Raw genomic sequence first — 23812 nt, forward strand, 5'->3', positions numbered from 1 at the left:
GCACCCCAAATATCAACGCCTAAGATAGATAAAGGCAGTCGTATCGCACCGTTTTCTGCTTTTTCCATTTGATTGAAAGGGATGCGCTTACCACGAAGTAAGCCATTAATATCACCTGCCGCAACATAAACGTATTCTGTGTTGTTTGCAGATTCGACCATTCCATTGGTTGTCGTCATGTCTATTCTTCCTATGAATTTTTAGAATTACTGGGATTATTGTCAATACGGATACTGCTGGCGCATCGTCTTTTAGTGATATTTCTAACCAATGCTTGGTAAAACAGCGATTGATTACGTTTTATTTAAACAGTCTCTATGTGTCTCTCTAGGTTTCTCTTTATATTTCTCAAAACCGATTTTATTAATAATATGAATTCTTTAGATTTCGCTGTTCTTAGCCCTTAACATCGAGATATAAACGTCAACCCTTGTCTAATGTCTCGCTGATGACTTCCAATATATGTGTGAAAAATATAGTTGTCAATTTTTATTTAAAATTATCTTAAATTAATGCATTTTTCCAATTTTATTATTAATATCGGTAATATTGAAATTTATAGTTTACATTTTATGAGATGCTGTGTTAAATTTTAGCTAAATAAAGGATTGAGCAATATAGACGATGAGGTCTATTTGTTATAACTAGGGAAGACGGTATGAAAAATTCTAGACCTATTATTGCTATTGTTTCTTGTCATAAGATGGTTGATGGGCAGCCAGCACAAGCGGTGTATCAAAAATATATCGATGCCGTGAATTTTTATGGTGGCAATCCCATATTGCTGCCAAACACTGCTGCCGATAGCGAAAACTTTGAGGCGCTACTGAATATCGCAGATGGGATTTTGTTAACGGGCAGTTATAGTAACGTGGCACCAACGCGCTATGGCGCGACGCATATCGAAGCGAAACAAGACTTGGGTCGTGATGAGCTGAGCTTTAAATTGTTGGATTATGCAGACAAGACTGGCACTCCATTACTGGCGGTTTGCCGAGGTTTGCAAGAGATGAATGTGCATTTTGGTGGCACGCTACATCCTGATTGGCGGGAAGTGGAGGGGTTTTATGAGCCACATTTAGAGGACAATACTCAGCCACTTGAAGTGCAGTATCAGCCAGTTCATGACGTGAATATTCAAGCAAATGGCAGGCTTGCCGCCTTTGGTGAGAAATGGCACGTTAACTCGCTACATAAACAAGCAATCCATAAAGTAGGCGCGCGTTTATTGGTTGAGGCTCTAGCGCCTGATGGTTTGGTCGAAGCCATCAGCTTGTTGCAACATCCATTTATGATTGGTGTACAATGGCATCCTGAGTTAAATTATGCACAAGACGACTTGTCCAAATTTCTATTCACGGAATTCATTCACTATGCCAGCAAACCCCAAACTGAATAGCACTACTGAAGGCAATGTAGACAATGCCAGCACTGACATTGATATTAATAGCAGCATTGACGCTGATGTTGCCAGCGATAAGGCTGATATCGATACAGATGACGACATCAGTGGTGATGATGAAGATGAGCTGACAGACTCTGAGGCAGCGATGTCAGCCGAAAATGACGAGTCGCCAGAAGAGGATATCGGTAAAAAGATCAATCAGCTGCGTCTCGCAAAAGGCTACTCGCAACGTAAGCTTGCGAAATTGTCAGGATTAACCAATACTTCTATCAGCTCCATTGAGCGCAATAAAGTCAGCCCAGCAGTGAATACGCTAAAGGCGATTTTAGCGGTATTGGGTTCTGATTTAACCACGTTTTTTAGTGATGAATGGAAAGAACCAAAGGCGAGAGTCGTAGTAACGCCAAAGGATTTGTTGGAGCTGAGCGAACCGAGTAGCAGAGTGTCACTAAGACAGGTATATAACTGTAGTACCACCAAGAATTTGGGTTTTTTGATTGAGGTGTATCAACCGAACAGCTCAACGGAAGAAAAAATCGCCCACGAAGGTGAAGAGATTGGCACCGTTATTGAAGGCAAGATTCTTATCCGTATCGATGAGACGACGTATCTATTAAACCAAGGGGATAGCTACGTGATTGATACCATTCGCCCGCATACTTTTATCAACCCTACTGATGGCGTGACTCGCATTGTTAGTGCGCACACCCCGACGACTTATTAGGTGAGCATTTTAATAGCCATTTAAGTTGATGTTTAAATAACCATAGTGATTTTCCGCGCGACTTCTAAAAATAGAAGCCGCGTTTTTTTTGGCACGAAAGGAGTCATTGTGAAAACACGCCCTAGCAAGCTGTTAGATATTAGCCTAAGTAACAAAGTTATAGGCTTACAGGTCTTTATGATTTTGAAGCGTGTCTGAGTTAGTAGGCGAATTTGAGGTACTCATCGCTCTAGGTTTTTCTTTGACAAGCTTTACTTTAGTTTGTTTATCGGCTGGTGCAAGCGCGACATAAGCAGACTCAGGCTTCTTACTAGTGGGTTTAGAGGATTTTTTTAGCGTCTTGTTAATTCTTTTGACAGCAGCGGCATCGCTCGCAGCTTGTTCCTCTGCGAGCGAGTCGTCGTATAAACCTTGGTAGACAGCGAGGGTTTCTTCAATCATCTCACGCATGGTGAATTTATTGGTCATTTCAGGGCGTGTGATGCTTTCTAATTGATTTCTCACGGCTTTACATAGCGCATTGGCATTGTATTTTTTGACCAGCCCTTGAGGATATAGCGGCTGTAAAATCTCACTAAATGCGGCCTGATCCCAACCAATAACGGGTGTGCCTAAATGAATCGCTTGTAAGGCGTTGATGCCGATTGATTCAGGCTCATTCGCAAGCGCCATGACGATATTGGCGGCTGAGAGCCATTCACGCATGTCATTACGTTTGCTACCTACATAAGTAATTCGATCAGCCAACCCTAATGTATTAGTGCGTTGGCGGAAATCTTCATGCGCGACATCACTATCTCTATAATCATCATCCATGATAATGACGTGGATGTTAGGGAATTGCTCTTGCAAGTTGCCCAAAATATCAATCAGCCATTCCTGACCATATTCGTTACCAATAATAGTTGGAAATACCAGCCACTTTTTATGCTCAAGCTCAGGATATTCAGCAAAGGTATGGCGTAGCCAATAAACAGACGGATTATGACGATAAGGATAGCGGCGCGTATCGATACCACGGTAGATGCGTTTGATGACTTTAGGGTCTGCATCTTCTCGGCGCAGGCCTTTTTTTAGATAATTGGTCACACTATCGGAGACGGTAATGATGGTATCGACATCGAGTAAGGCTTGAGAGTATTTATTGATCGGATAAAAACCATACATGGTTGACACTAGCTTTGGTATCCGCTTGACGCGGGCGCGGCGCAATGCCAAATGCAGTATCCATGCAGGTGTGCGTGAGTGCACATGGATCACGTCAGGATCGTACTCTTCAATTAAACGCCGCAGCGCCGTGACTTGTAGTAACGACAGCCAAGACTTTTTATTCATATGCAGCTGATGATAGTTATTGCCATCACGCTTGAGGCGTTTGACCAGATCATTATCTTCATCGGCGCTAGAGACGATGATGGAGGTATGGCCGTTTTTGACCAATGCGCGCCCAAGATGAAAAATACCGCGCTCGGATTCATCATGCTTTAAAGACGATAATAAGCGCATAACTTTCATAATGGCATTGGTGACCAGTTGATAATAACAAGTGGCTATTGTCAGTTAAAAGCCGCCAAAACTCAACCATCAAGATAAAAAGATAAGGTTATATGGTCGAGTTTCTAAGAGAGAGACGCATAAAGGCTTGAATCGAAGGATAAAAGTCATTAGCGACGTTTCTGTAAATGCTCAGCATTGGGAAGTACTTGTTTTTCGCTTAAGTATTTCCAATAGCGCTGCGGCAAGTATTGCTTATGCAAACGTGGGTTTTTACGCTCTTTGATATTGACGTTGGTAAAGTAACCTTGCCAAAATTTTTGATAGCGCTGCTCATCCTCGCTATGAATGCTGGCAGGATTGCGCAGCACGTCATTATCTAAATCAGTGATGGTTTGCAGGGCAGCGGGGCGTTTAGGCGTACTTTTGCTTTTAACATAATAAATGCCATAGCCACGGGACAAATCATAAATCGCCCAGTGTTGGTCTTGGTAGCGCTGACGAAAATGCTCGCCAATCAAAGGCAAGACATTAAAATCAGGCTCCACTCGCGCAAAATAGATATCGTTAGTAGTATGCTCAAAACGTACAAAGGCTTCCATACGATGTTTCTCACGACCAACAGACTTGACCGTTTGCACCAGCTCTAAGACATTGAGATTACCCAAGTCTTCCATAATATGGCGGCTAGGATAATCGATGGCATATTTGACCACTTGAAATAGAGTCGTACCGATATTGTCTTTTTCGGATAAAAATCCCCAGAGAATATTGCGCATACCTGAACGACCTAATAACTTATGCAGCTTGGTGAGTACGCGTTCGGCATTGTCTTCATCAGTAGTAACGCTAGTCGCTTGTGCGATTAATGAAGGTACATAGCAGTCTTGAGCGATTAACTGTAGAGAATCATCGTTTTGCAGTTTATTGGCATAGACATAAAATACCGCACTCAGCCAACCCTCAAAAATTGGCTCATAAAGCACGATGCTGGGCGTTAAGTGACCGACAACGAAGTCATTATTTTGCAGCAGTTGTGACATCTATATTCCTATTTAAAATAGCTCCAATTAAAACCGTACTCATTAAAACCGCACTTATCAAAACAGCGCCATTTGCCCATTACGCTGGTCTTTATACTTGGTCTGAGTCTGTGCCAATACATATTGCCGGAAGTTATCACGCGTTAAATGCGCTAAATGTTCGTTTTTACCAGTCGTTGCGATAAAGTATTTGGCGCGATTGACCGCCGCGCCCATCTTTTTCAGATGATAAAGCGTCAACTGATTAAACTTGCGCGCCTTTACTATTTTTTTAGCCGTCTTAGTACCAATGCCCGGGATACGCACAATCATCTCATAGCTTGCGGTTTGAATATTGACCGGAAAATGCTCACGGTGTCGGATTGCCCAAGCCAGTTTTGGGTCGCAGTCCAAATCCAAAAATGGCGAGTCTGGTTCAACGATTTCATGCGCACCAAAACCATAAAAACGCATCAGCCAATCCGCTTGATACAGACGGTTTTCACGTATCATCGGCACTGGCGTTCCAATCGCTGGCAAGCGACTGTCGGACAACATCGGTACATAGCCAGAGTAGTAAACGCGTTTTAAATCATACTGTTTATAAAAATGACTCGATAACTGAATTACTTGCAAGTCAGTCTCGTTACTCGCGCCAACAATCATCTGACTGGTTTGACCTGCTGGCACAAATTTCGGCGCTTTTTTATGCGTTTTACGGCTCTCTTTGATCGTAATAATTTCAGTTTTAACCGTTTCCATCGGTGCTTTTAATTCATCATGTGATTTTTCTGGGGCGAGCAGTGCTAGACCTGATTTGGTCGGAATCTCGATATTAACGCTTAAGCGGTCAGCATACAGACCAGCTTCTAATAGCAGCTCTTTAGATGCACCCGGAATGGTCTTTAAATGGATATAGCCATTAAAGCATTCACGTGTCCGCAATATCTTAGCGACCTCAACCAGTCGCTCCATCGTATAATCGCCACTTTTAAAGATACCTGAGCTCAGAAACAACCCTTCGATATAATTACGACGATAAAAATGCATGGTTAAATCAACGACTTCCTCAACACTAAAAGCCGCGCGCGGAGTGTCATTGCTTTTACGCGAGGTGCAATAAGCGCAGTCGTAAATACAATGATTGGTTAAGAGGATTTTTAACAAGCTGACGCAGCGACCATCTTCAGTGTAGCTGTGACAAATACCAGTTGCAGAAGCATCGCCCAGGCCACCGCCTTGGTTTTTGCGCGTGCCACTCGATGATGAGCAAGAAACATCATATTTAGCAGCATCCGCTAAAATATTGAGCTTGCCTTGTAGTCGTTCATAATTGATGGTGGCCATAAGATTACCAATTCATTTATTAGCTATTATTTTAGCAAATTGGCTTGTAAGTCACTGGAATTATTGAAGAAATATTGATTTAATGCGACAACTGTTGTCGTGCTATTTATGAGATTTTTTAATTATGAGAGCAGGGATTAGGCAACGTTTGAACCACTTCCTCTGAGAAGTGGTTTTTGATAATCAGACGTCCTTTTTCATCGAACTCAGCATCGTACTTGGGATAAATCGCAGATTCACTATTGCCATGAGTTGAAGGTAAAGCTACCTCTTTATCGGAGAAAAAATGACGGGCAACCCAGAGCTTTTGGTCATTGTTATACTCAACACTACACTGACTTTTTGTATCAAAGTCAAAGTATAGGTCAAAATTTTGTTTTTTATCCCCACGACCAAATAGTATATTAGTGCCGCATGGACTACCACAGCCGATATAGACATGATAAGTATCTTTATCGATTCTTTTGAGCGAAGTATGGTTCCAGCCGTAGCCACCCATGTCATCCATAAGCACGGTTTCTATCACTTCGCCATTATTTAATGTTTCGCTTTTAAGGATGTAACCATCATCACAATATTCATTATCGTTCTTAGTTATATATGCAGTACAAATTTTCGACATATAAAAGCTAGCATCAAATTCTGGTTCGGCAGCTTCAGCCCAAGATATAGAACTCAAAATACAACCGTAAATAATAAAAACCAATGTAGAGAGAGGAGTAAATTTATACATGGAAATAATGACCGGATATTTGTTTTGAGTTAATAGCACTATAGCAAAAGGTTGGTTGTTAAGGAATGAGGTACGCTCATCAAAAAGGTCTTGCTGACTAAGAAATTAGCCGGCAAGACCTTTTATTAATTTTAAGATTTATTAAATAACAATATTTTAAAATCTAAACTTTCAAATCTAATTTTTACTGAACCTTCGCACGTATAACAACCGTTTGCGGTGCATTAGCAGGAAGATCTACCAAGTTCCATTTGAGTCCAGAGTAATTTTCCGTGATGACTACAGTATTGCCAACTTGTTGGATAGTCTGATAACTGTCGCCGCCTGTTGTCGCAAGCGTTGGTAGTGGGCTATTCAATGATACCAATTGCACGCCATTTGGCAGTGACACCATGGCATTGATGTCAGTGACGGGTTGTGCCGTGGTATTGGTATAAGTGGTGTGGTATTCGATGATGTCGCCAGGTGCGATATGGTTCGCAGGTACAGCCACTTCGCGACCATCTTTGTTTTTTAATATTTTCATCACTTTGGTTTGTGCATTCACCACGTCAGGCGTACTAAAGGTCGGTGTCAGTTGCAGAGCATCTAAAGACGTAGATACTATTTGCGTCGTTGCAGGTTGGTTCGTCACTACGGTTGTCGTTGGCGTATTGATGACTGGCAATTGGGTAGCCGTCGTCACAGGCAATACTTGCGTCACGCTAGTCGTTGGCACGGCTATGACATCAACTTTGCTTGTTTGATTGGTCATCTGGTTAGTCACAGGTACGCTCGTAACCGTGGTGCTGCCTTGGGTGACGACCGTATTGCTCGCACCATTACTGGCGACTTGGCGAACCGTATAGCGTGGAACGTTAGTTACTTGAGTCACCGCATAAGGCATGCCGTCTTGCATAGTGATGCCGTTCGGTGTCGCTGTAATGGTCGCGGTTTTACCGTCAGAATACTGCTCAACGACGGTAGTGCTACTACCAGCAGACGAAGTGATGGCGATTTCAGGCGCAGCATGTGCGGTAGATACCGTCAATAAAGCGCCTGCTAAAATTGTTGGAATAGCAGTGCTTAACACGCTTTTTTTGACGAGGCTGTGCTGGGTAAACGCCTTCTTATTTATAGTCAGTAACGCTGGCATATCGATGTGTATGGTCATAATAGATTCCTTTAAAATAACAGTAAATAAAGCCGCTAATGTAGTAGCAGAAAGCAAATCGTAAAAAATAACGCTTAGAAAACAACACCTAGAAAAGAAAAACCCCCGTCAAATGAGCATGTAAACCATGTCAAATAACGAGGGTAAAGATACTAATGATAGCCAACGTTCGCTATCTCTCCATCATTATTTTAGTCAGTTGCTAAGCACTGATGTCTAATACTTGTAATGAGACACTTGTAATAGTCACAAGGCTCAGCATCTATACTCGAGCAATTATGCGCTAAAACAAACAGACTAAAAAAGCAGCGTTGTGTAACTTCTGCTCTATTCATAATGAGGTTGTGTACTACTTTCTACGCTCATTTGCTAAGCAAATTTCCAGCTGATTCGCGTTAAAATACTGCTGTCATCAAAAGCTTTTTATTTATCAAAGAATTACCTATCAAAGGCTTTCTATCCAGATATTTCTCAAATCAGGAAACTTAATCGTAAATTACTTTCATGATTTCGTATTCGACCACGCCTTTTGGCGTTTCAATACGCGCTTCATCGCCTTCAGACTTACCAATCAAACCACGTGCGATCGGTGAATTGACTGAGATTTTACCCGCTTTAAAGTCTGCTTCGTCATCACCAACGATTTTGTATTGTTTTTCTTCTCCGGTGTCCATGTTTTCGATAACGACGCTCACGCCGAATATCACACGACCATCTTTTGGTAATGTTGCAGGATCAATCACTTGCGCGCCGCCAAGTTTGGCTTCGATATCACGGATACGCGCTTCACAAAAACCTTGCTGTTCGCGAGCTGCATGATATTCAGCATTTTCTTTTAAATCGCCATGTTCACGAGCTTCAGCGATAGAAGCAGTGATGCGTGGACGGTCGATACTTTTTAACTGTTTTAATTCGGCTTCTAGAGCCGCATGTCCTTGCGGAGTCATGGGATAACGTTGCATGTTTTTTCCTTAAACCAATAACACCACACCATCTCCTACTCTTAGTGAATAGTGAGATGGTGTCAGTGTTATTGCAATGAATATGTGAAGATATAAAAAGAATGAGGTTTAGACTGCGTAACAACTAAACACGCGCTTATCTGGGAGCATGGATACACTGACAAACAAGGCACTTTAACCTTACGTAATAAAAAGCATAGTCGCAGTTTAGCCACTATGCTTTTTAGGTCTATCTTTTTAAAACTTTATTTTTTTGAAGTACTGCTTTTTTAAGCCGTACGTTTTTTAAAGCACTACTGTTATATAAAAATCGATAACAAGTTTTGCATCCGCTGTTAAACGAGCGTTGCCGTTATGCTTAATCTACTGAAATTATGCTGCTAAGTCAATAGAGCTAAGCAATAGTCTTTGCTTGTTCGTGCAAATCTTGTAGCTTATAGACCTCAAACGGTAGGTCAATGGCATAAGATTTACAAACCGCGTCTGCCGCCCCTAAAGTCGTCACATAAAACACTTTACCTTGCAGGGCGCTACGGCGGATAGAGAATGAATCCTCTTGTGCTTGTTTGCCTTCAGTGGTATTGATAATAAGGTCGATTTTACCATTTTTCAAGGCATCGACGATGTGCGGGCGACCTTCGGTAACTTTATTGATTTGCTTGCACTCAATACCGGCGTCGCTCAATATTTTTTGCGTACCAGTGGTTGATACAATGTTAAAACCAAAGTCAACAAGCTGGCGAGCGATAGGGGCGATTTGTGCTTTGTCACTATCACGTACTGAGATAAAGACAGTTTTGGTTTCGCCTTCGGTCGGTAGACCTGGCAGACGCTCATTACTACCGATAATGGCTTTATAAAATGCTTCGCCAAAGGTTTTACCGACGCCCATCACTTCACCGGTTGATTTCATCTCAGGGCTCAAGATTGGATCAACGCCAGGGAACTTCGCAAACGGGAATACCGCTTCTTTGACCGCAAAAAATGCCGGAACGATTTCAGTGGTAAAGCCTTGGTCTTTTAATGAGGTGCCAGCCATACAGCGCGCCGCGATTTGCGCTAAAGAAGTACCAATACATTTAGAGACAAACGGCACGGTACGGGCAGCGCGAGGGTTCACTTCTAAGATATAAATCGTTTCACCTTTTACGGCAAACTGTACGTTCATTAAACCTACAACACCAAGCTCTTTTGCCATGGCGACCGTTTGCGCGCGCATCACATCGCACAGCTCATCAGACAATGAGTAAGGTGGCAATGAACACGCGGAGTCACCAGAGTGCACGCCAGCTTGTTCGATATGCTGCATGATACCGCCAATCACGACGTCAGTACCATCGCTAACGCAGTCGACATCGACTTCGATCGCATCGTCTAAGAAGCGATCTAGTAGGACGGGCGCTTCGTTCGATGCTTGAACCGCCGTACGCAAATAGTGTCTTAACTCGTCTTCGTTATAGACAATTTCCATCGCGCGACCACCAAGTACATATGATGGGCGTACTACCAACGGATAGCCAACGTCTTTTGCCTTGACCAAACCATCTTCTAAGCTCGTCGCTAAAGCATTGGTTGGTTGGATAAGGTTCAATTGCTGAATCATATGCTGGAAGCGTTCGCGGTCTTCTGCGCGGTCAATCGCATCTGGGCTAGTACCAATGATTTTTACGCCAGCAGCTTCAAGAGCGCGAGCAAGTTTCAATGGTGTTTGACCACCAAACTGTACAATCACACCATCAGGATTTTCGATACGGACGATTTCTAACACGTCCTCTAACGTGATTGGCTCAAAATATAAACGGTCAGAGGTGTCATAATCGGTTGAAACCGTTTCAGGGTTACAGTTGACCATGATGGTCTCGTAGCCGTCTTCGCGCATCGCAAGTGCTGCATGAACGCAGCAATAGTCAAACTCGATACCTTGACCGATACGGTTAGGACCGCCACCGATAACCATGATTTTCTTGTTATTCGTTGGATTGGCTTCACATTCGCTATCGTACGTTGAGTACATATAAGCGGTACTGGTAGCAAATTCTGCTGCGCAGGTATCGACGCGCTTATACACGGGATAAACGTTTAAGTCCCAACGCTTTTTACGTAGCTGCTTTTGTGAGACACCAAGGAGTTTTGCTAAACGCAAATCTGATAAACCTTTACGTTTAAAGCTGCGTAAGTTCTTCTCAGTTAAACCACCAAAACCTAACGCTTTGACTTGAGCTTCAGTTTTCACGATATCTTCGATTTGTACCAAGAACCATGGATCGATTTTGGTTAAGTTGAATACTTCATCGACGCTCATACCGATACGGAAAGCATCGGCAATATAATAAATGCGTTCAGGCGTTGGAATGGTTAAGCGATTGGTGATTTCGCTACGTGCCTTTTCAATGCTAACTTTCGATAAGTCAATTTGCTCATCAAAACCATCATTGCCAGTTTCCATACCACGTAATGCTTTTTGCATCGACTCTTGAAAGTTACGACCAATCGCCATGACTTCACCAACCGATTTCATTTGGGTTGATAAAACACTATCTGCTTGTGGGAATTTTTCAAAGTTAAAACGTGGGATTTTTGTGACCACATAATCAAGCGCAGGCTCAAAGCTGGCTGGCGTTTTGCCACCTGTAATGTCATTTTGCAATTCATCTAGCGTGTAACCAATGGCTAATTTCGCCGCGATTTTAGCAATCGGGAAACCAGTGGCTTTTGACGCCAATGCTGATGAGCGTGACACACGTGGATTCATCTCGATGACGACCATACGACCAGTATCAGGGTTAATACCGAACTGAACGTTTGAGCCGCCGGTTTCTACACCAATCTCACGCAATACTGCCAATGAGGCATTACGCATGATTTGGTATTCTTTGTCGGTCAAAGTCTGCGCTGGCGCAACCGTGATGGAGTCGCCCGTATGCACGCCCATTGGGTCAAAGTTTTCGATGGCACAGATGATGATGCAGTTGTCGTTTTTGTCACGAACCACTTCCATCTCGTATTCTTTCCAACCGATTAATGATTCATCGATTAGCAATTGATGGTTTGGTGATAAGTCAAAACCACGCTCACAAATCTCGATAAATTCGTCGCGATTATATGCGATACCGCCGCCTGAACCGCCCATGGTGAACGACGGACGAATGATACACGGATAGCCCATTTTTTCTTGGGTCGCAAATGCTTCTTCCATCGTCTCAGCGGTTTCAGCGCGTGGACATTCAAGACCGATACGCTTCATGGCTTTATCAAATAAGTTGCGGTCTTCCGCCATCTCAATTGAGTCTTTGGTCGCGCCAATCAATTCGCAGTTATATTTGGTCAATACGCCATGCTTATCCAGCTCCAACGCACAGTTTAGAGCGGTTTGTCCGCCCATGGTTGGCAAGATAGCGTCTGGACGTTCTTTAGCGATGATTTGCTCAACCGTCTGCCACGTGATCGGCTCGATATAGGTCGCATCAGCCATGGCAGGGTCGGTCATTATGGTCGCAGGGTTTGAGTTGACCAAGATGACACGGTAGCCTTCTTCTTTTAGCGCTTTACACGCCTGTGCGCCTGAATAATCAAACTCGCATGCTTGCCCGATGACGATAGGACCTGCGCCAATGATAAGAATACTTTTTATGTCGGTACGTTTTGGCATAGTTAGGGCTACCTTCGTTATTTGATGTTTTAATTGATTTATATTTGGATAAAACGATATGTGAACAAAGCTATATTTTATTAAATCTATATTTGAATCAGTACTATTATATTTTGCGTGGGTCAGCTTAAATCACCGTTAGTGATTTAAGCTTTATGACAAATTTCTAATTATCAATAATGGCTGATCATTAATAAATTAAGCTTTAGCAGCTGCCATCATGTCCGCAAACTTATCAAACAATGGCGCGCAATCATGAGGTCCAGGGCTGGCTTCTGGGTGACCTTGGAAACTAAAGACTGGCTTGTTGGTCAGCTCGATACCTTGGTTGGTACCATCGAATAACGAGCGATGGGTAGATTTAACGTTGTCTGGTAGCGTGTCTTCATCAACCGCAAAACCATGGTTTTGACTGGTAATCATAACCGTGCCAGTTGCCAAGTCTTGTACTGGATGGTTAGCACCATGATGGCCTGTTTTCATCTTGATAGTGTTTGCACCGCTGGCAAGTCCAACCAGCTGATGACCTAAGCAGATACCAAACGTTGGAATGTTAGTTTGTTCAATGATATGACGTACGGCATCGATAGCATAGTCGCAGGCTGCAGGGTCGCCAGGACCGTTTGATAAAAAGATACCATCTGGGTTCATCGCCAGCACATCTGCGATAGGCGTTTGTGCAGGAACGACGGTTACATGACAGCCGCGGTCAACCAGCATACGCAGGATATTGGTTTTGCTACCGAAGTCATAAGCGACGACATTGTATTTTGCTTCGATATGCGTACCTAGTTGCTTGAAAAATCCGCCTGTACCGCTATCATGACTGCCAATGGCATCACGGTTAAGTAGGGTATCTGATAAATCCCACGTACCTGCCGTCCATTCGAACGTCTCTTCAGTACAGCATTCTTTTGCCAAGTCCATGCCTTCGATACCAGCAAACTCTTGTGCCAATTTGATGGCTTGTTGCTCATCAGCAGCGCTGATGGTCTCGCCGTCTGAGGCGGTCATAATACAGCCGTTCTGTGCACCTTTATCACGTAGTAGACGAGTCAATTGACGGGTATCAATCTCAGCGATTGCAACGGTATCATGGCTCTGTAGATAGTCAGTTAATGATTGAGAGTTACGGAAGTTTGAGGTGACCATTGTAGCATCACGGATGATAAGACCGTCTGCCCAGACTTTATGACCATTGCCAGACTCTGTGTCCTCGCTATTGGTACCCGTATTGCCAATGTGCGGATAGGTGAGGGTCACTAGCTGACGCGCGTAGCTTGGGTCAGTTAGGATTTCTTGATACCCTGTCATGGCTGTATTAAACACCACCTCACCGACACGATGACCGAGACTGCCGATACTCACACCGCGAAAAATCGTACCGTCTGCTAATGCCAAAATTGCTTGTATTTCTGCCGATGAATTCAAGGTTTGCCTCCGCTGTTATTGGTGAGTGCCGTAATTTCTCATGATTAAATTTCGGATTTAAAGCAGCTTTTTATATCTTGATTATTACTATAAATAAAGAATAAAAAACAACCAAACCCAAAATTTTTCCACAAAAAAGCGAGAAGACATTATTGATGGAAACTACAAAACCCACTAGATAGTGAATAGGTAACTTGCATCATGTCCGCTCGCTTAGGCACAGATTTTGCGCATTATATACAATATGCCCGCAGATAGCCAGTCGATTTTTAGATTGAAAAGTATGCCTTTAATTATTGGCCGTTAATAGCGCTGGATTTTCCCTTTTGGCTTTGCCACAATGGACAGCAAATCGAGATATCTGGTCTTTATGATTCGCTTTCATGACTAATTTTCATGACTGACCTATTTCATTACTATATATAACAAGGAGCCGTTATGATTTATCAATATTTAGACAAGGTGCCCGAATTCGCGGTACCTTTTAATGGTTGGGTCGCAGACTCAGCACGAGTGATAGGTGATGTCTATTTGGGTCATCAAGCTAACGTGTGGTTTGGGGCAGTGATTCGCGGTGACAATGAACGTATTCATATTGGCGATTATAGTAATGTGCAAGAAAACAGCGTCATTCATACTGATGCAGGCATTGAGGTCAAAATCGGCAACTATGTCACCATTGGTCATTTAGCGATGCTGCACGGCTGCGAAGTCGGTGATAATAGTTTGATTGGTATTGGGGCAGTGGTATTGAATAATGCCAAGATTGGTAAAAATTGCATTATTGGTGCCAAAGCTTTGGTCACTGAAGGCAAAGAGATTCCAGACAACTCACTCGTCATGGGTGCGCCTGCAAAGGTGGTCAAAACCTTAACGGACGAGCAAGCAGCGATGTTGAAATTATCAGCGATGCATTATGCGGAGCGTTGTCAAAAATTTAAAACGGGCTTAACAGAAGTAGCCATGCCTGATTAAGCAGAAATTTATAAAGAATCCTTGAATTGTCTGATATTGATCTATTGTTTCTAAATAAATCAGGCAAACGTTTTTTACATAGAGGCTCTTTATGTTATCAATTTATGTCATCAGCATCATGACCAGCCAAATGATGGCAAAAATGATAATACCAATAATTAGTCCGCGAAAAATATCGTGGCGTATAGAGTAGTCATTAAGGTAAGCGTTATGATTGGCTGTTTCGTTGATGTTGAGCGCATTGACGCTTTCAGCGCCAGCATTTTTACCAACGATAAAACCCATGATTGCGCCTACGACCAACATAAATGGAGTGAATAACCAAAAAATGTCGCCATTACCTATACCAGCTATTGAGCGAATAACCACGATAGTAAGATCGATCAGTAAACCGCCAACTCCGTACATGACACCATTTAAGAGCGCATACAGTATACGGTCGAAAGGTGATTGATAGCTTTTACCCAGCTGACGTTGTCTGATTTCTTTGATTGAACGGGCAGGGCGACGCGTTTTACTTGGCAAAACAGTTTTGACATCAGGCGCTTCCATGCGATTCTCTATTTTTATGATGAAGTAAGCAAAACAGATACTAGGGCGTATCACCATTTTTAGCACCATTTAGGCGCTTTCGTTCAGAGTGAGGACACAGCCTAACCACAAGTTATATAAATAAAGTTACCATAATTTTGTTTGGTAAACAGTAGTATTCAAGAAAAATTATTGAGAAATTTTTTATATCATTATCTATCTCCAAAGCAGAAGTTATTAAAAACCAGTTGTACTTCTGTCTTTCAACAAACAATAATAAGGTCTCATTATGCAGGCAACACAAGCACAACTTTCTCCAAAAGAGCTGGCACTTTTTGATTTAGACCATACTTTGCTCGACGTCGATAGCGACTATCTATGGGGCGAGTATATCGTCAAACACGACCTCGTCGATGAAGCGCAATATCGCACGGCCAATCAAAAGTTTTACCAAGACTATATCGAAGGTACGCTTGATGCGACGGAATATAATGAATTTGTGGCGCAGTTTTTAAGTAGCTTGCCGATGGATAGATTGCATGAGCTACGAGAAGACTATATTAAAAGTGAAATTGAGCCACACATTCGCCCAAAAGCCATGGAAGTACTCTGTCAGCATGTTGAAAAAGGTCATGAGGTGGTGATTATTTCTGCGACTAATGATTTTGTAGTATCAGCCATTGCCAAGCGTTTCGGTATCGAAGGTGCCAATGTGCTATCGACACCGCTTGAGATAAAAAATGAGCGCTATACGGGCAAACTTACCGACAAGCCAAACTTTAAAGAAGGTAAAATTTACCATCTGAATAAATGGCTAGATAAGCGAAAATTAGCGGGTGTTGAGTTTGATAAAACTTATGCTTATTCAGATTCCAAAAATGACATTCCGCTGCTTGAGTGGGCGGATGTGGCTATTTGTGTGTCACCTGATGACGCGCTACATGCTCATGCTTTAGCGCATCGCTGGGCAGTAGAGGATTGGTCGATTTAGGCTGTTTAACGTTATTTAATATAAAGCCAGTCATAATTAGCCAACTATTTATCGTCAATCTCATTTAAAATAGCGCCATATCAGTGAGATATTTATTTAAAAAGACAGGAAACCTTATGGAAATCAATCCGTATCAAGAACGAATAAAAGATTTATCAGAGCGTGGGCAGGACTTGCGGAGGTATCTTTGACTTCGATGGTAAGCAAGAACGCTTAGAAGAAGTCAATTTAGAGTTAGAAAACCCCGAGCTATGGAATGATCCAGAGCGTGCGACTAAGATTAATAAAGAAAAAAGCCAGCTTGATGGCGTCATCGATGTTGTGGTGTCGCTTGAGAGCACATTGGAAGATGCGTCTGCCATGCTGGAGCTGGCGGTAGAAGCAGAGGATGAATCCTTGCTAGCGGATGTGCAAGCAGAGCTCGACAATGCGGAGAAACGCGTTGCCGATTTAGAGTTCCGTCGCATGTTCAGCGGTGAGATGGACCCTAATAACTGCTACTTAGATATCCAGTCGGGTAGTGGTGGCACTGAGGCGCAGGATTGGGCAGAGATGCTGTTGCGTATGTATACCCGCTGGGCGGAATCGCATGGTTTCAAAGTTGAGGTCATTGAGGTATCTTCTGGTAGCGTGGCTGGTATTAAATCAGCAACGATTGAGATTAAAGGGGATTATGCTTTTGGTTGGTTACGTACCGAAATCGGCGTGCATCGCTTAGTCCGTAAATCGCCATTTGATAGCAATAACGGTCGTCATACCTCGTTTGCTGCCGTTTTTGTATCGCCTGAAATTGATGATAATATCGAGATTGACATCAATCCAGCAGATTTGCGTATTGATACTTATCGCTCATCGGGTGCGGGTGGTCAGCATGTGAACACGACCGATTCTGCGGTACGTATCACCCACGAGCCAAGTGGCGTGGTGGTCACTTGTCAGAACGAGCGTAGCCAGCATGGGAACAAAGCGACGGCGATGAAGTTGCTGCGTGCTAAGCTTTATGAGCTTGAAATGCAAAAACGGATGGAATCTCAGCAAGCGGTCGAGGATGGCAAGTCAGACGTCGGTTGGGGCAGTCAAATTCGCTCTTATGTACTCGATGATTCACGTATCAAAGACTTGCGTACTGGCGTTGAAACCTTTAATACTGGTGCGGTACTCGATGGCGACCTCGATCAATTTATCGAAGCAAGCTTAAAAGCGGGACTGTAAAAGGCTGTTTTAAATAAGCAGCCGTTTTGAGATAGCAACCAATATTTAATTAAGGAAAATTATGCCAAGCGTTAACAGTTATTTTGATAACAAAGTCACTTCTATTGCCTTTCAAACGGCAACTAAGCCTGCAACAGTTGGCGTGATGGAAATTGGCGAGTACGAGTTTGGTACCAGCGAATTTGAAACCATGAGCGTGGTCAGTGGTGCATTGACGGTCAAATTACCAAAAAGTAATGAGTGGCAAACCTTTAATGCAGGTGAGCAATTTACCGTTGAAGCCAATCAGAAGTTTCAAGTAAAAGTGGCAGTAGAGACTGCTTATTTATGTGTTTACGGTAAATAATTTCTAAGCTGCTTTAATCTAAAGCCGTATTGATAAGAAAACGCCAAGTGTTTAACACTTGGCGTTTTTTATTTGCTCATTCATTGTAAATCATAAGACAGGTAGTACAAATCATAGGTTTTTACGATATTGCACCATGTCTGTTTGAGTGGCGATTGCGTCATAGAGTTTGCGCGCCGTGGTGTTGCCCTCTTGTGTCGTCCAATACACACGGTTGCAGTTTTTACTACGAGCGAACTCATATACCTTTTCAATCAGTACTCGTCCTACGCCTTGTCCGCGTACCTGTTCATTGACGTATAAATCTTCTAAATAACAACACTCAGTGGTATTCCAAGTATTGGGGTGTAGCACCACATGGGTGATACCTACTAACTTATCGTCCTGCCAAGCACCAAAACCATAAATCGGCACGTTACTATCGAGCAAACTGTGCCACGTGTTTTGGGTGGTACTTGATGGCAAACTGGTCTCATAAAATTTTAGATAGTTTTGCCACAAAGGTAACCAAAATTCGTAATCGGCTTTAGATAATGCTGCTATCTTTATAGAGGTATTTTTCATTGTATTTTATTTAAATTAAATTGTGATTGTTATCGAATTATGGCTTAAAAGCTCATTATTTAGAACCCTTTTAAGCGTGTTTTTTTACACATCGATTACACTTTGCTCGTGGCAAATAAACAGCAAAAACCATCGCAATTCATTATGCTAAAACGACTATTTTATCAATCGAGTATGTATTATGGCGACGCTAAATGACCAAACAACCACGCAAGACATACGCCATGATTATGAAAAACTCGCTCGCCTTGCTAATCTGCGCTATGTCAGTGATGATGAGCTTGGGTTTACGCGTAGGCGTTGGGGGCGCGGGTTTACTTATAAAGATGCCACAGGCAAAACGGTCAAAGACAAAGCCTTGCGACAGCGTTTTGATGCGCTAGTGATACCACCGATGTGGTCAGAGGTTTGGATATGCCAAGATGATAAAGGGCACTTGCAATCGACGGGGCGCGATGACAAAGCACGAAAACAGTATCTGTATCACCCTGAGTGGGATCGCGTACGTGACCAAGCCAAGTTTGATGCCATGATAGGCTTCGCTAGAGCATTGCCGAATCTACGTGCACAAGTCGAAAAAGACTTGAAAGCTAAATCATTATCCCGTGAAAATGTCTTATCAGCAGTGGTCAAACTATTAGAAACGACCTTGATTCGTATCGGAAACAGCCGCTATGCCAAGCTCAATAAGAGCTATGGTTTGAGTACTCTACGCAGTAAGCATGTGAGCGAAACTGATAACGGACTGGCGTTTGATTTCGTCGGTAAAAGTGCCACAGAGCATCATATTGAATTGCAAGATGAGCGTTTGATTGAGATTGTACAGGCATGTTCTGAGTTACCTGGTTATCAGATTTTTAAATATTTGGATGACGATGGTCACAAGCAAGTCGTCGACAGTAGCGATATCAACGACTATCTACGCACGCATACTAGCGGTCATGGTCATGGTCATGGTCGTGACAGTGAGATGCGTAGCAGTAATTTATATAGCGCAAAGGACTTTCGTACTTGGATGGCCAGTGTCCTTGCCGCCAGTTACTTGCATGATGAGCTACAGAGCGCTCAGGGCAAAGCAATATTAGCCAGTGAACCTAATAGTAAAGCGCGTCAGCAACTGGTGACTGATATGGTGAAAAGTGTCTCTGATGAGCTGGGTAATACCCCTGCTGTCTGCCGCTCTTCTTATATTAATCCCATTATTATAGAGCGCTTTTTGGCGGGGCAGTTCTTTGAACCTTATAAACAAGCGCGTCGTGGACGTACTAAACAGCATCAAAGTTATGAAGAAAAGGCGCTGCTGGGATTTTTAAGTGGCTGCTGAGTGCTTTGAAATAAATTTCCATCAAGAGTTTGTGATTGAATTATAAAAATGATACGTTATGTATTGAAATAAATATTAAAATGCGTTACTAATAGAGTCTATGCACATTTATAGTCTATGCATATTGATATGTGCGAACAAGCAGAAAAAACAGTTGCTAGGATATGCCTGTTTTTCTGCTGACAATTCTCTTATTTCGCCCGTTACCTGCTATTGCTAAAGGATTAGCTTATGAACACCTCTTCTACAGACCTATCAGTCGTAAATACCACTTCAAATCATACTGCACACCCACCAATGAGCTACAGCGATTACTATCATAACTTTGATATGAACGCGCTATTGACAGAAATATTTGGCGAGCATTTAGACGATCGCTTGAATGCTTATATGGCGTGTTGCGGTCGTCATGTGCGTGATGGTCGCGGTGATAATATTGCACTGGTGCATGAAGATACGTCGGGCAATGTAACGCGCATGAGCTTTGCTGAGCTTGATAAGGCAAGCGCACAAGTCGCCAATTTATTGTTGTCTTATGGCGTACAAATTGGTGACCAAGTGGCGACCATGCTACCGCGTACCCCTGAGTTACTCACCATTGTACTCGCGACTTGGCGGATCGGTGCGGTTTATCAGCCGTTATTTACCGCCTTTGGCTATGATTCGATTAAGTATCGGATGGACAAAGCCAATACCAAAGTGGTTTTTACCAATCAAGAAAATCGTGGCAAGTTTGACGACTTGGCCAAGCAAACCAAAATGGTGCTGGTTGGTAGCAAAGTAGATGCGCAAAGCTGGGGTGATGATAACTACGTTGAAAAGGTCGCAACGCAGTCGCAAACGGTAGACGTGGTTTCATTAGATACTGATGCTCCCTTTCTGCAAATGTTTACCTCGGGTACGGTTGGCAAATCAAAAGGCGTTAGTGTGCCATTAAGCGCGCTCTCAGCGTTTTATCTTTACATGCGCTATGCGATTGACTTGCGAGCGGATGATAATTACTGGAACATGGCTGATCCAGGCTGGGCATACGGTCTTTATTATGCGATTACAGGACCTTTGTTATTAGGGGTAACAACGTATTTTAATGAAGCTGGCTTTGATGCTGCCAATACCCGCGACTTTATGGTACGTCATAAGATTAGTAATTTGGCGTCCTCACCGACAGCGTTTCGGATGATGAAATCGAGTGGCGTGTTTGAAAAATCTCACCATGACAATAGTAATGACAATGAGGCTAAACTATCACTGCGCTGTGCCAATTCAGCAGGCGAGACCTTAAATACCGAAGTGGTCAATTGGGTGGAAACCTATTTAAACTGTAAAATCTGCGATCAGTATGGGCAGACCGAGACGGGAATGACTTGCTGTGAGCACCATGCATTAGCACATGAATGTCCGGTTGGCTCGATGGGCATGGCGCTACCGGGGCACACATTGGTAGTGTTAGATGATGATATGAATATATTAGCTGATGGTGAACAAGGACAGCTTGCCGTAGTGGTCAGTCAATCGCCCGCGTTTTATTTCCGCGGTTATAGCTGGAATGAAAAAGACGCCTTCGATGATGATTACTATTTAACAGGTGATGTGGTTGAGCGTCACAGTGATGGCAGCTATTGGTTTTCAGGGCGTGATGACGACATTATCATTACCGCAGGTTATCGCGTTGGACCAACCGATGTTGAAAACACCGTGCTGGAGCATGAGGCAGTCGCAGAGTCAGCAGCAGTTGGAGTGCCAGACGAAGTGCGCGGTCATACGATTAAGTCTTATGTGGTGCTAAAAGATGGTATCGAAGGCACAGACGAGATTGCCAAAGAGATTCAAGACTTGGTGCGCAAGCGTCTATCAACGCATGCTTATCCACGTGAGGTTGAGTTTGTAAAAGAGTTGCCAAAAACCCCAAGTGGTAAAATTCAGCGCTTTTTGCTGCGCAGTTTATCTGCGGCTTAATGAAGCAATGCACTCATATCGTCAGGTTAAGATAAAAATCGATGACTGATAAAAATAACAGTAAAAATATTAATAAAAGGAATAATTATGCACATTGAACAGCAGAGCTTTTTGGTCACAGGCGGTGCATCAGGTTTGGGAGAGGCAGTGGTTCGTGCTATTGTCAATCAAGGCGGTAACGTCGTCATCGCAGATCTTAATGAATCAGCAGGGCAAGCACTGGTAGACGAGCTAGGCGATAACGTTCGCTTTACACGCTGTGATGTGACCAGTAGTGATGAGGTGCAAGCGGCTGTAGATAAGGCTGAAAAAGAATTTGGCGGCTTACAAGGATCTATCAACTGTGCGGGCATCGCCGTTGTACAAAAGCTGCTGGACCGTGATAATAACCCAGCAGATCTCGATGCTTTTAGTCGCGGCGTCAATATTAATCTTGTCGGTTCCTTTAATGTCGCGCGTCTGGTCGCAGCCAGTATTGCAAAGCGTGTAGCAAATGCCAATAACGCAGACGGCTCCATAGAGAAGAACGCTGATAATGGCGTCATTATTAATACGGCTTCTATCGCGGCTTTTGATGGGCAAGTAGGGCAAGCCAGTTATTCGTCGTCTAAAGCGGGGGTCGTCGGTCTGACCTTGCCGCTAGCACGTGAGCTGGCACGTCACGGTATTCGCGTCATGACTATCGCGCCGGGCGTCTTTGCCACACCGATGATGGAGACCATTCCTGAAAAAGCGCGCGAACAACTAGAGGCGGGCGTACCTTATCCTAAGCGTCTGGGCAATCCCAATGAGTTTGCCAAGTTGGTCATGCATATCATTGATAATGCCTATCTCAATGGAGAAGTCATTCGCTTAGATGGCGCGATTCGTATGGTGTAATGGTATTAACGAAGTTTTTATGTCCAAAAGATCCTAATGTTATCCATGAAATTTTCACAAAAACTGGCATGGTGCTTTGGTAAGTTAATAGCGTGGTATGTTGCCATTTCACTCTCTAACGCTAAACGGAGTTATTAAAGCCTATGTCATTGTTTTCTCTACATTTCAGCAAAAAGCCGCGTCGATTGTTTGTCGTGATAGGACTGGGACTGACCACCATTATGAGCACCAGTGCGATAGGGTATGTCAAAACAGCCTCCTCGGATGCAAAAAGTACAGGCAATAATGGTCAGCCTATTTCTAGTACGGTGGTTATCGATAAAGTTTTTGTCGATAAATCCGACCGTATTTTGCAGCTGTTGAGTGGTGATAAAGTCATTAAGTCCTATCGTATTGCGCTAGGAGATAGTCCGGTTGGTCATAAACAGCAGCAAGGCGATGAGCGCACACCAGTGGGGGCGTACATCTTAGATTATAAGAATGAGAACTCTATTGCCCATCGCTCCATCCATATAAGCTACCCCAATGCTGCTGACAAAGCTCGGGCACGATCACGCGGTGTCCATCCTGGTGGCGATATTATGATTCATGGGCAGATGAACGGCTTCGGTCACCTAGCGTGGATTAACCAACAACGTGATTGGACCGATGGTTGCATTGCGGTCACTGATAATGAGATGGATGAGATTATGGCGGCAGTTAAGGTTGGTACATCGATAGAAATTGTAGAATGAGTGTTATGTTAATGCTGACTATCGTGTAGTAAATTTCTAGCAGCTACAGCGCATTAGAATCTCTGCTATAGCTGTCTCTTGCTTGCCTTTCATTGTTGAGCAAGCCTCTCTTTTAGTTGTTTTTTATTTATCCTCTTGAAATACTCTCTTAGTGTGCCTATTGATAGTTTGTGATAATATCATTGCTATAGGTAAGGTTTTTACCTATATAAAATCTTACTATTTTTCAGTATTTACTAATAAGTCATAGATATTGATTGACAACTTGCACAAGTAGGTTGAAATCTTGTATGTTATACCCTATATATATAACAACTAACGGTGATTGAAATACGATAAAATTGACGATAAGCGCTATGTTTTAAATGCGGCGCGTTCGG

The 23812-nt window shown here is 43.1% G+C and carries 20 protein-coding genes; 10 read left to right on the top strand and 10 right to left on the bottom strand.

What is annotated here, in order from left to right:
• Positions 1-658 precede the first annotated feature (658 nt).
• Positions 659-1399: a gamma-glutamyl-gamma-aminobutyrate hydrolase family protein gene (locus tag I3257_RS07320; protein WP_238049263.1), complete on the top strand. Its 741-nt coding sequence runs from the start codon at positions 659-661 to the stop codon at positions 1397-1399.
• Positions 1374-2129, top strand: coding sequence for a cupin domain-containing protein (locus I3257_RS07325; protein ID WP_238049264.1), 756 nt, complete (start codon positions 1374-1376; stop codon positions 2127-2129). The genes I3257_RS07320 and I3257_RS07325 overlap by 26 nt, the downstream gene beginning before the upstream one ends.
• 165 nt (positions 2130-2294) lie before the next feature.
• Here the strand turns inward: I3257_RS07325 and I3257_RS07330 are convergent, their stop codons facing one another.
• The 8 genes from I3257_RS07330 to carA form a co-directional block, all read right to left on the bottom strand.
• Positions 2295-3644 carry a glycosyltransferase gene (locus tag I3257_RS07330; protein ID WP_238049265.1) on the bottom strand — a complete coding sequence of 450 codons (1350 nt, stop codon included), beginning with the start codon at positions 3642-3644 and terminating at the stop codon, positions 2295-2297.
• A gap of 149 nt (positions 3645-3793) precedes the next feature.
• Positions 3794-4666 carry a TIGR03915 family putative DNA repair protein gene (locus I3257_RS07335; RefSeq protein ID WP_238049266.1) on the bottom strand — a complete coding sequence of 291 codons (873 nt, stop codon included), beginning with the start codon at positions 4664-4666 and terminating at the stop codon, positions 3794-3796.
• 57 nt (positions 4667-4723) lie between these two features.
• The gene (locus I3257_RS07340; RefSeq protein ID WP_238049267.1) at positions 4724-5992 is read right to left on the bottom strand and encodes a putative DNA modification/repair radical SAM protein; all 1269 of its coding nucleotides are present in this window, start codon (positions 5990-5992) and stop codon (positions 4724-4726) included.
• A gap of 118 nt (positions 5993-6110) precedes the next feature.
• Positions 6111-6671, bottom strand: a complete 561-nt coding sequence (locus I3257_RS07345) for a hypothetical protein (protein WP_087813758.1) — start codon at positions 6669-6671, stop codon at positions 6111-6113.
• A 238-nt stretch (positions 6672-6909) separates the two neighbouring features.
• Complete coding sequence (locus I3257_RS07350; protein ID WP_238049268.1) at positions 6910-7878, bottom strand: hypothetical protein; 969 nt, start codon at positions 7876-7878, stop codon at positions 6910-6912.
• 485 nt (positions 7879-8363) lie between these two features.
• Entirely contained in the window at positions 8364-8840 is a 477-nt protein-coding gene (greA, locus tag I3257_RS07355) for a transcription elongation factor GreA (RefSeq protein WP_045445504.1), read from the bottom strand.
• 394 nt (positions 8841-9234) lie between these two features.
• Positions 9235-12489: a carbamoyl-phosphate synthase large subunit gene (gene carB / locus I3257_RS07360; RefSeq protein WP_238049269.1), complete on the bottom strand. Its 3255-nt coding sequence runs from the start codon at positions 12487-12489 to the stop codon at positions 9235-9237.
• Positions 12490-12687: 198 nt separating this feature from the next.
• Complete coding sequence (gene carA, locus I3257_RS07365) at positions 12688-13920, bottom strand: glutamine-hydrolyzing carbamoyl-phosphate synthase small subunit (protein ID WP_238049270.1); 1233 nt, start codon at positions 13918-13920, stop codon at positions 12688-12690.
• A gap of 438 nt (positions 13921-14358) precedes the next feature.
• Here carA and I3257_RS07370 point away from each other — a divergent pair, with 438 nt between their 5' ends.
• Positions 14359-14895 (top strand): gamma carbonic anhydrase family protein, encoded by a 537-nt coding sequence (locus I3257_RS07370; protein WP_087813762.1) that lies wholly within the window; start codon positions 14359-14361, stop codon positions 14893-14895.
• Between the two features lie 102 nt (positions 14896-14997).
• Here the strand turns inward: I3257_RS07370 and I3257_RS07375 are convergent, their stop codons facing one another.
• Complete coding sequence (locus I3257_RS07375) at positions 14998-15504, bottom strand: hypothetical protein (protein ID WP_238049271.1); 507 nt, start codon at positions 15502-15504, stop codon at positions 14998-15000.
• Between the two features lie 211 nt (positions 15505-15715).
• Between I3257_RS07375 and I3257_RS07380 the strand changes: the two genes are divergently transcribed.
• The 3 genes from I3257_RS07380 to I3257_RS07390 all read left to right on the top strand — a co-directional run bounded on the left by I3257_RS07380 (position 15716) and on the right by I3257_RS07390 (position 17975).
• Positions 15716-16417: an HAD family hydrolase gene (locus I3257_RS07380; protein ID WP_238049272.1), complete on the top strand. Its 702-nt coding sequence runs from the start codon at positions 15716-15718 to the stop codon at positions 16415-16417.
• A 116-nt stretch (positions 16418-16533) separates the two neighbouring features.
• Positions 16534-17629 (top strand): peptide chain release factor 2 gene (gene prfB, locus I3257_RS07385; protein WP_157292386.1). Its coding sequence is split into 2 segments (ribosomal slippage): positions 16534-16605 and positions 16607-17629, totalling 1095 coding nucleotides; the frame shifts between segments, so codons are not numbered across the junction.
• A gap of 61 nt (positions 17630-17690) precedes the next feature.
• The gene (locus tag I3257_RS07390) at positions 17691-17975 is read left to right on the top strand and encodes a pyrimidine/purine nucleoside phosphorylase (RefSeq protein WP_238049273.1); all 285 of its coding nucleotides are present in this window, start codon (positions 17691-17693) and stop codon (positions 17973-17975) included.
• 111 nt (positions 17976-18086) lie between these two features.
• Here the strand turns inward: I3257_RS07390 and I3257_RS07395 are convergent, their stop codons facing one another.
• Positions 18087-18539: a GNAT family N-acetyltransferase gene (locus tag I3257_RS07395; protein ID WP_238049274.1), complete on the bottom strand. Its 453-nt coding sequence runs from the start codon at positions 18537-18539 to the stop codon at positions 18087-18089.
• Between the two features lie 181 nt (positions 18540-18720).
• Here I3257_RS07395 and I3257_RS07400 point away from each other — a divergent pair, with 181 nt between their 5' ends.
• The 4 genes from I3257_RS07400 (at position 18721) to I3257_RS07415 (ending at position 23432) form a co-directional block, all read left to right on the top strand.
• Entirely contained in the window at positions 18721-19863 is a 1143-nt protein-coding gene (locus I3257_RS07400) for a DNA topoisomerase IB (protein ID WP_238049275.1), read from the top strand.
• Positions 19864-20094: 231 nt separating this feature from the next.
• Positions 20095-21819 carry an AMP-binding protein gene (locus I3257_RS07405; protein WP_238049276.1) on the top strand — a complete coding sequence of 575 codons (1725 nt, stop codon included), beginning with the start codon at positions 20095-20097 and terminating at the stop codon, positions 21817-21819.
• Positions 21820-21906: 87 nt separating this feature from the next.
• A complete protein-coding gene (locus I3257_RS07410; RefSeq protein ID WP_238049277.1) occupies positions 21907-22698 on the top strand; it encodes an SDR family NAD(P)-dependent oxidoreductase in 792 nt (263 codons plus the stop codon).
• Positions 22699-22841: 143 nt separating this feature from the next.
• Entirely contained in the window at positions 22842-23432 is a 591-nt protein-coding gene (locus I3257_RS07415) for a L,D-transpeptidase family protein (protein ID WP_201560708.1), read from the top strand.
• Positions 23433-23812 lie beyond the last annotated feature (380 nt).

Origin of the sequence: Psychrobacter sp. Ps7 (assembly GCF_022129225.1) — a bacterium.
Classification (GTDB): domain Bacteria; phylum Pseudomonadota; class Gammaproteobacteria; order Pseudomonadales; family Moraxellaceae; genus Psychrobacter; species Psychrobacter immobilis_A.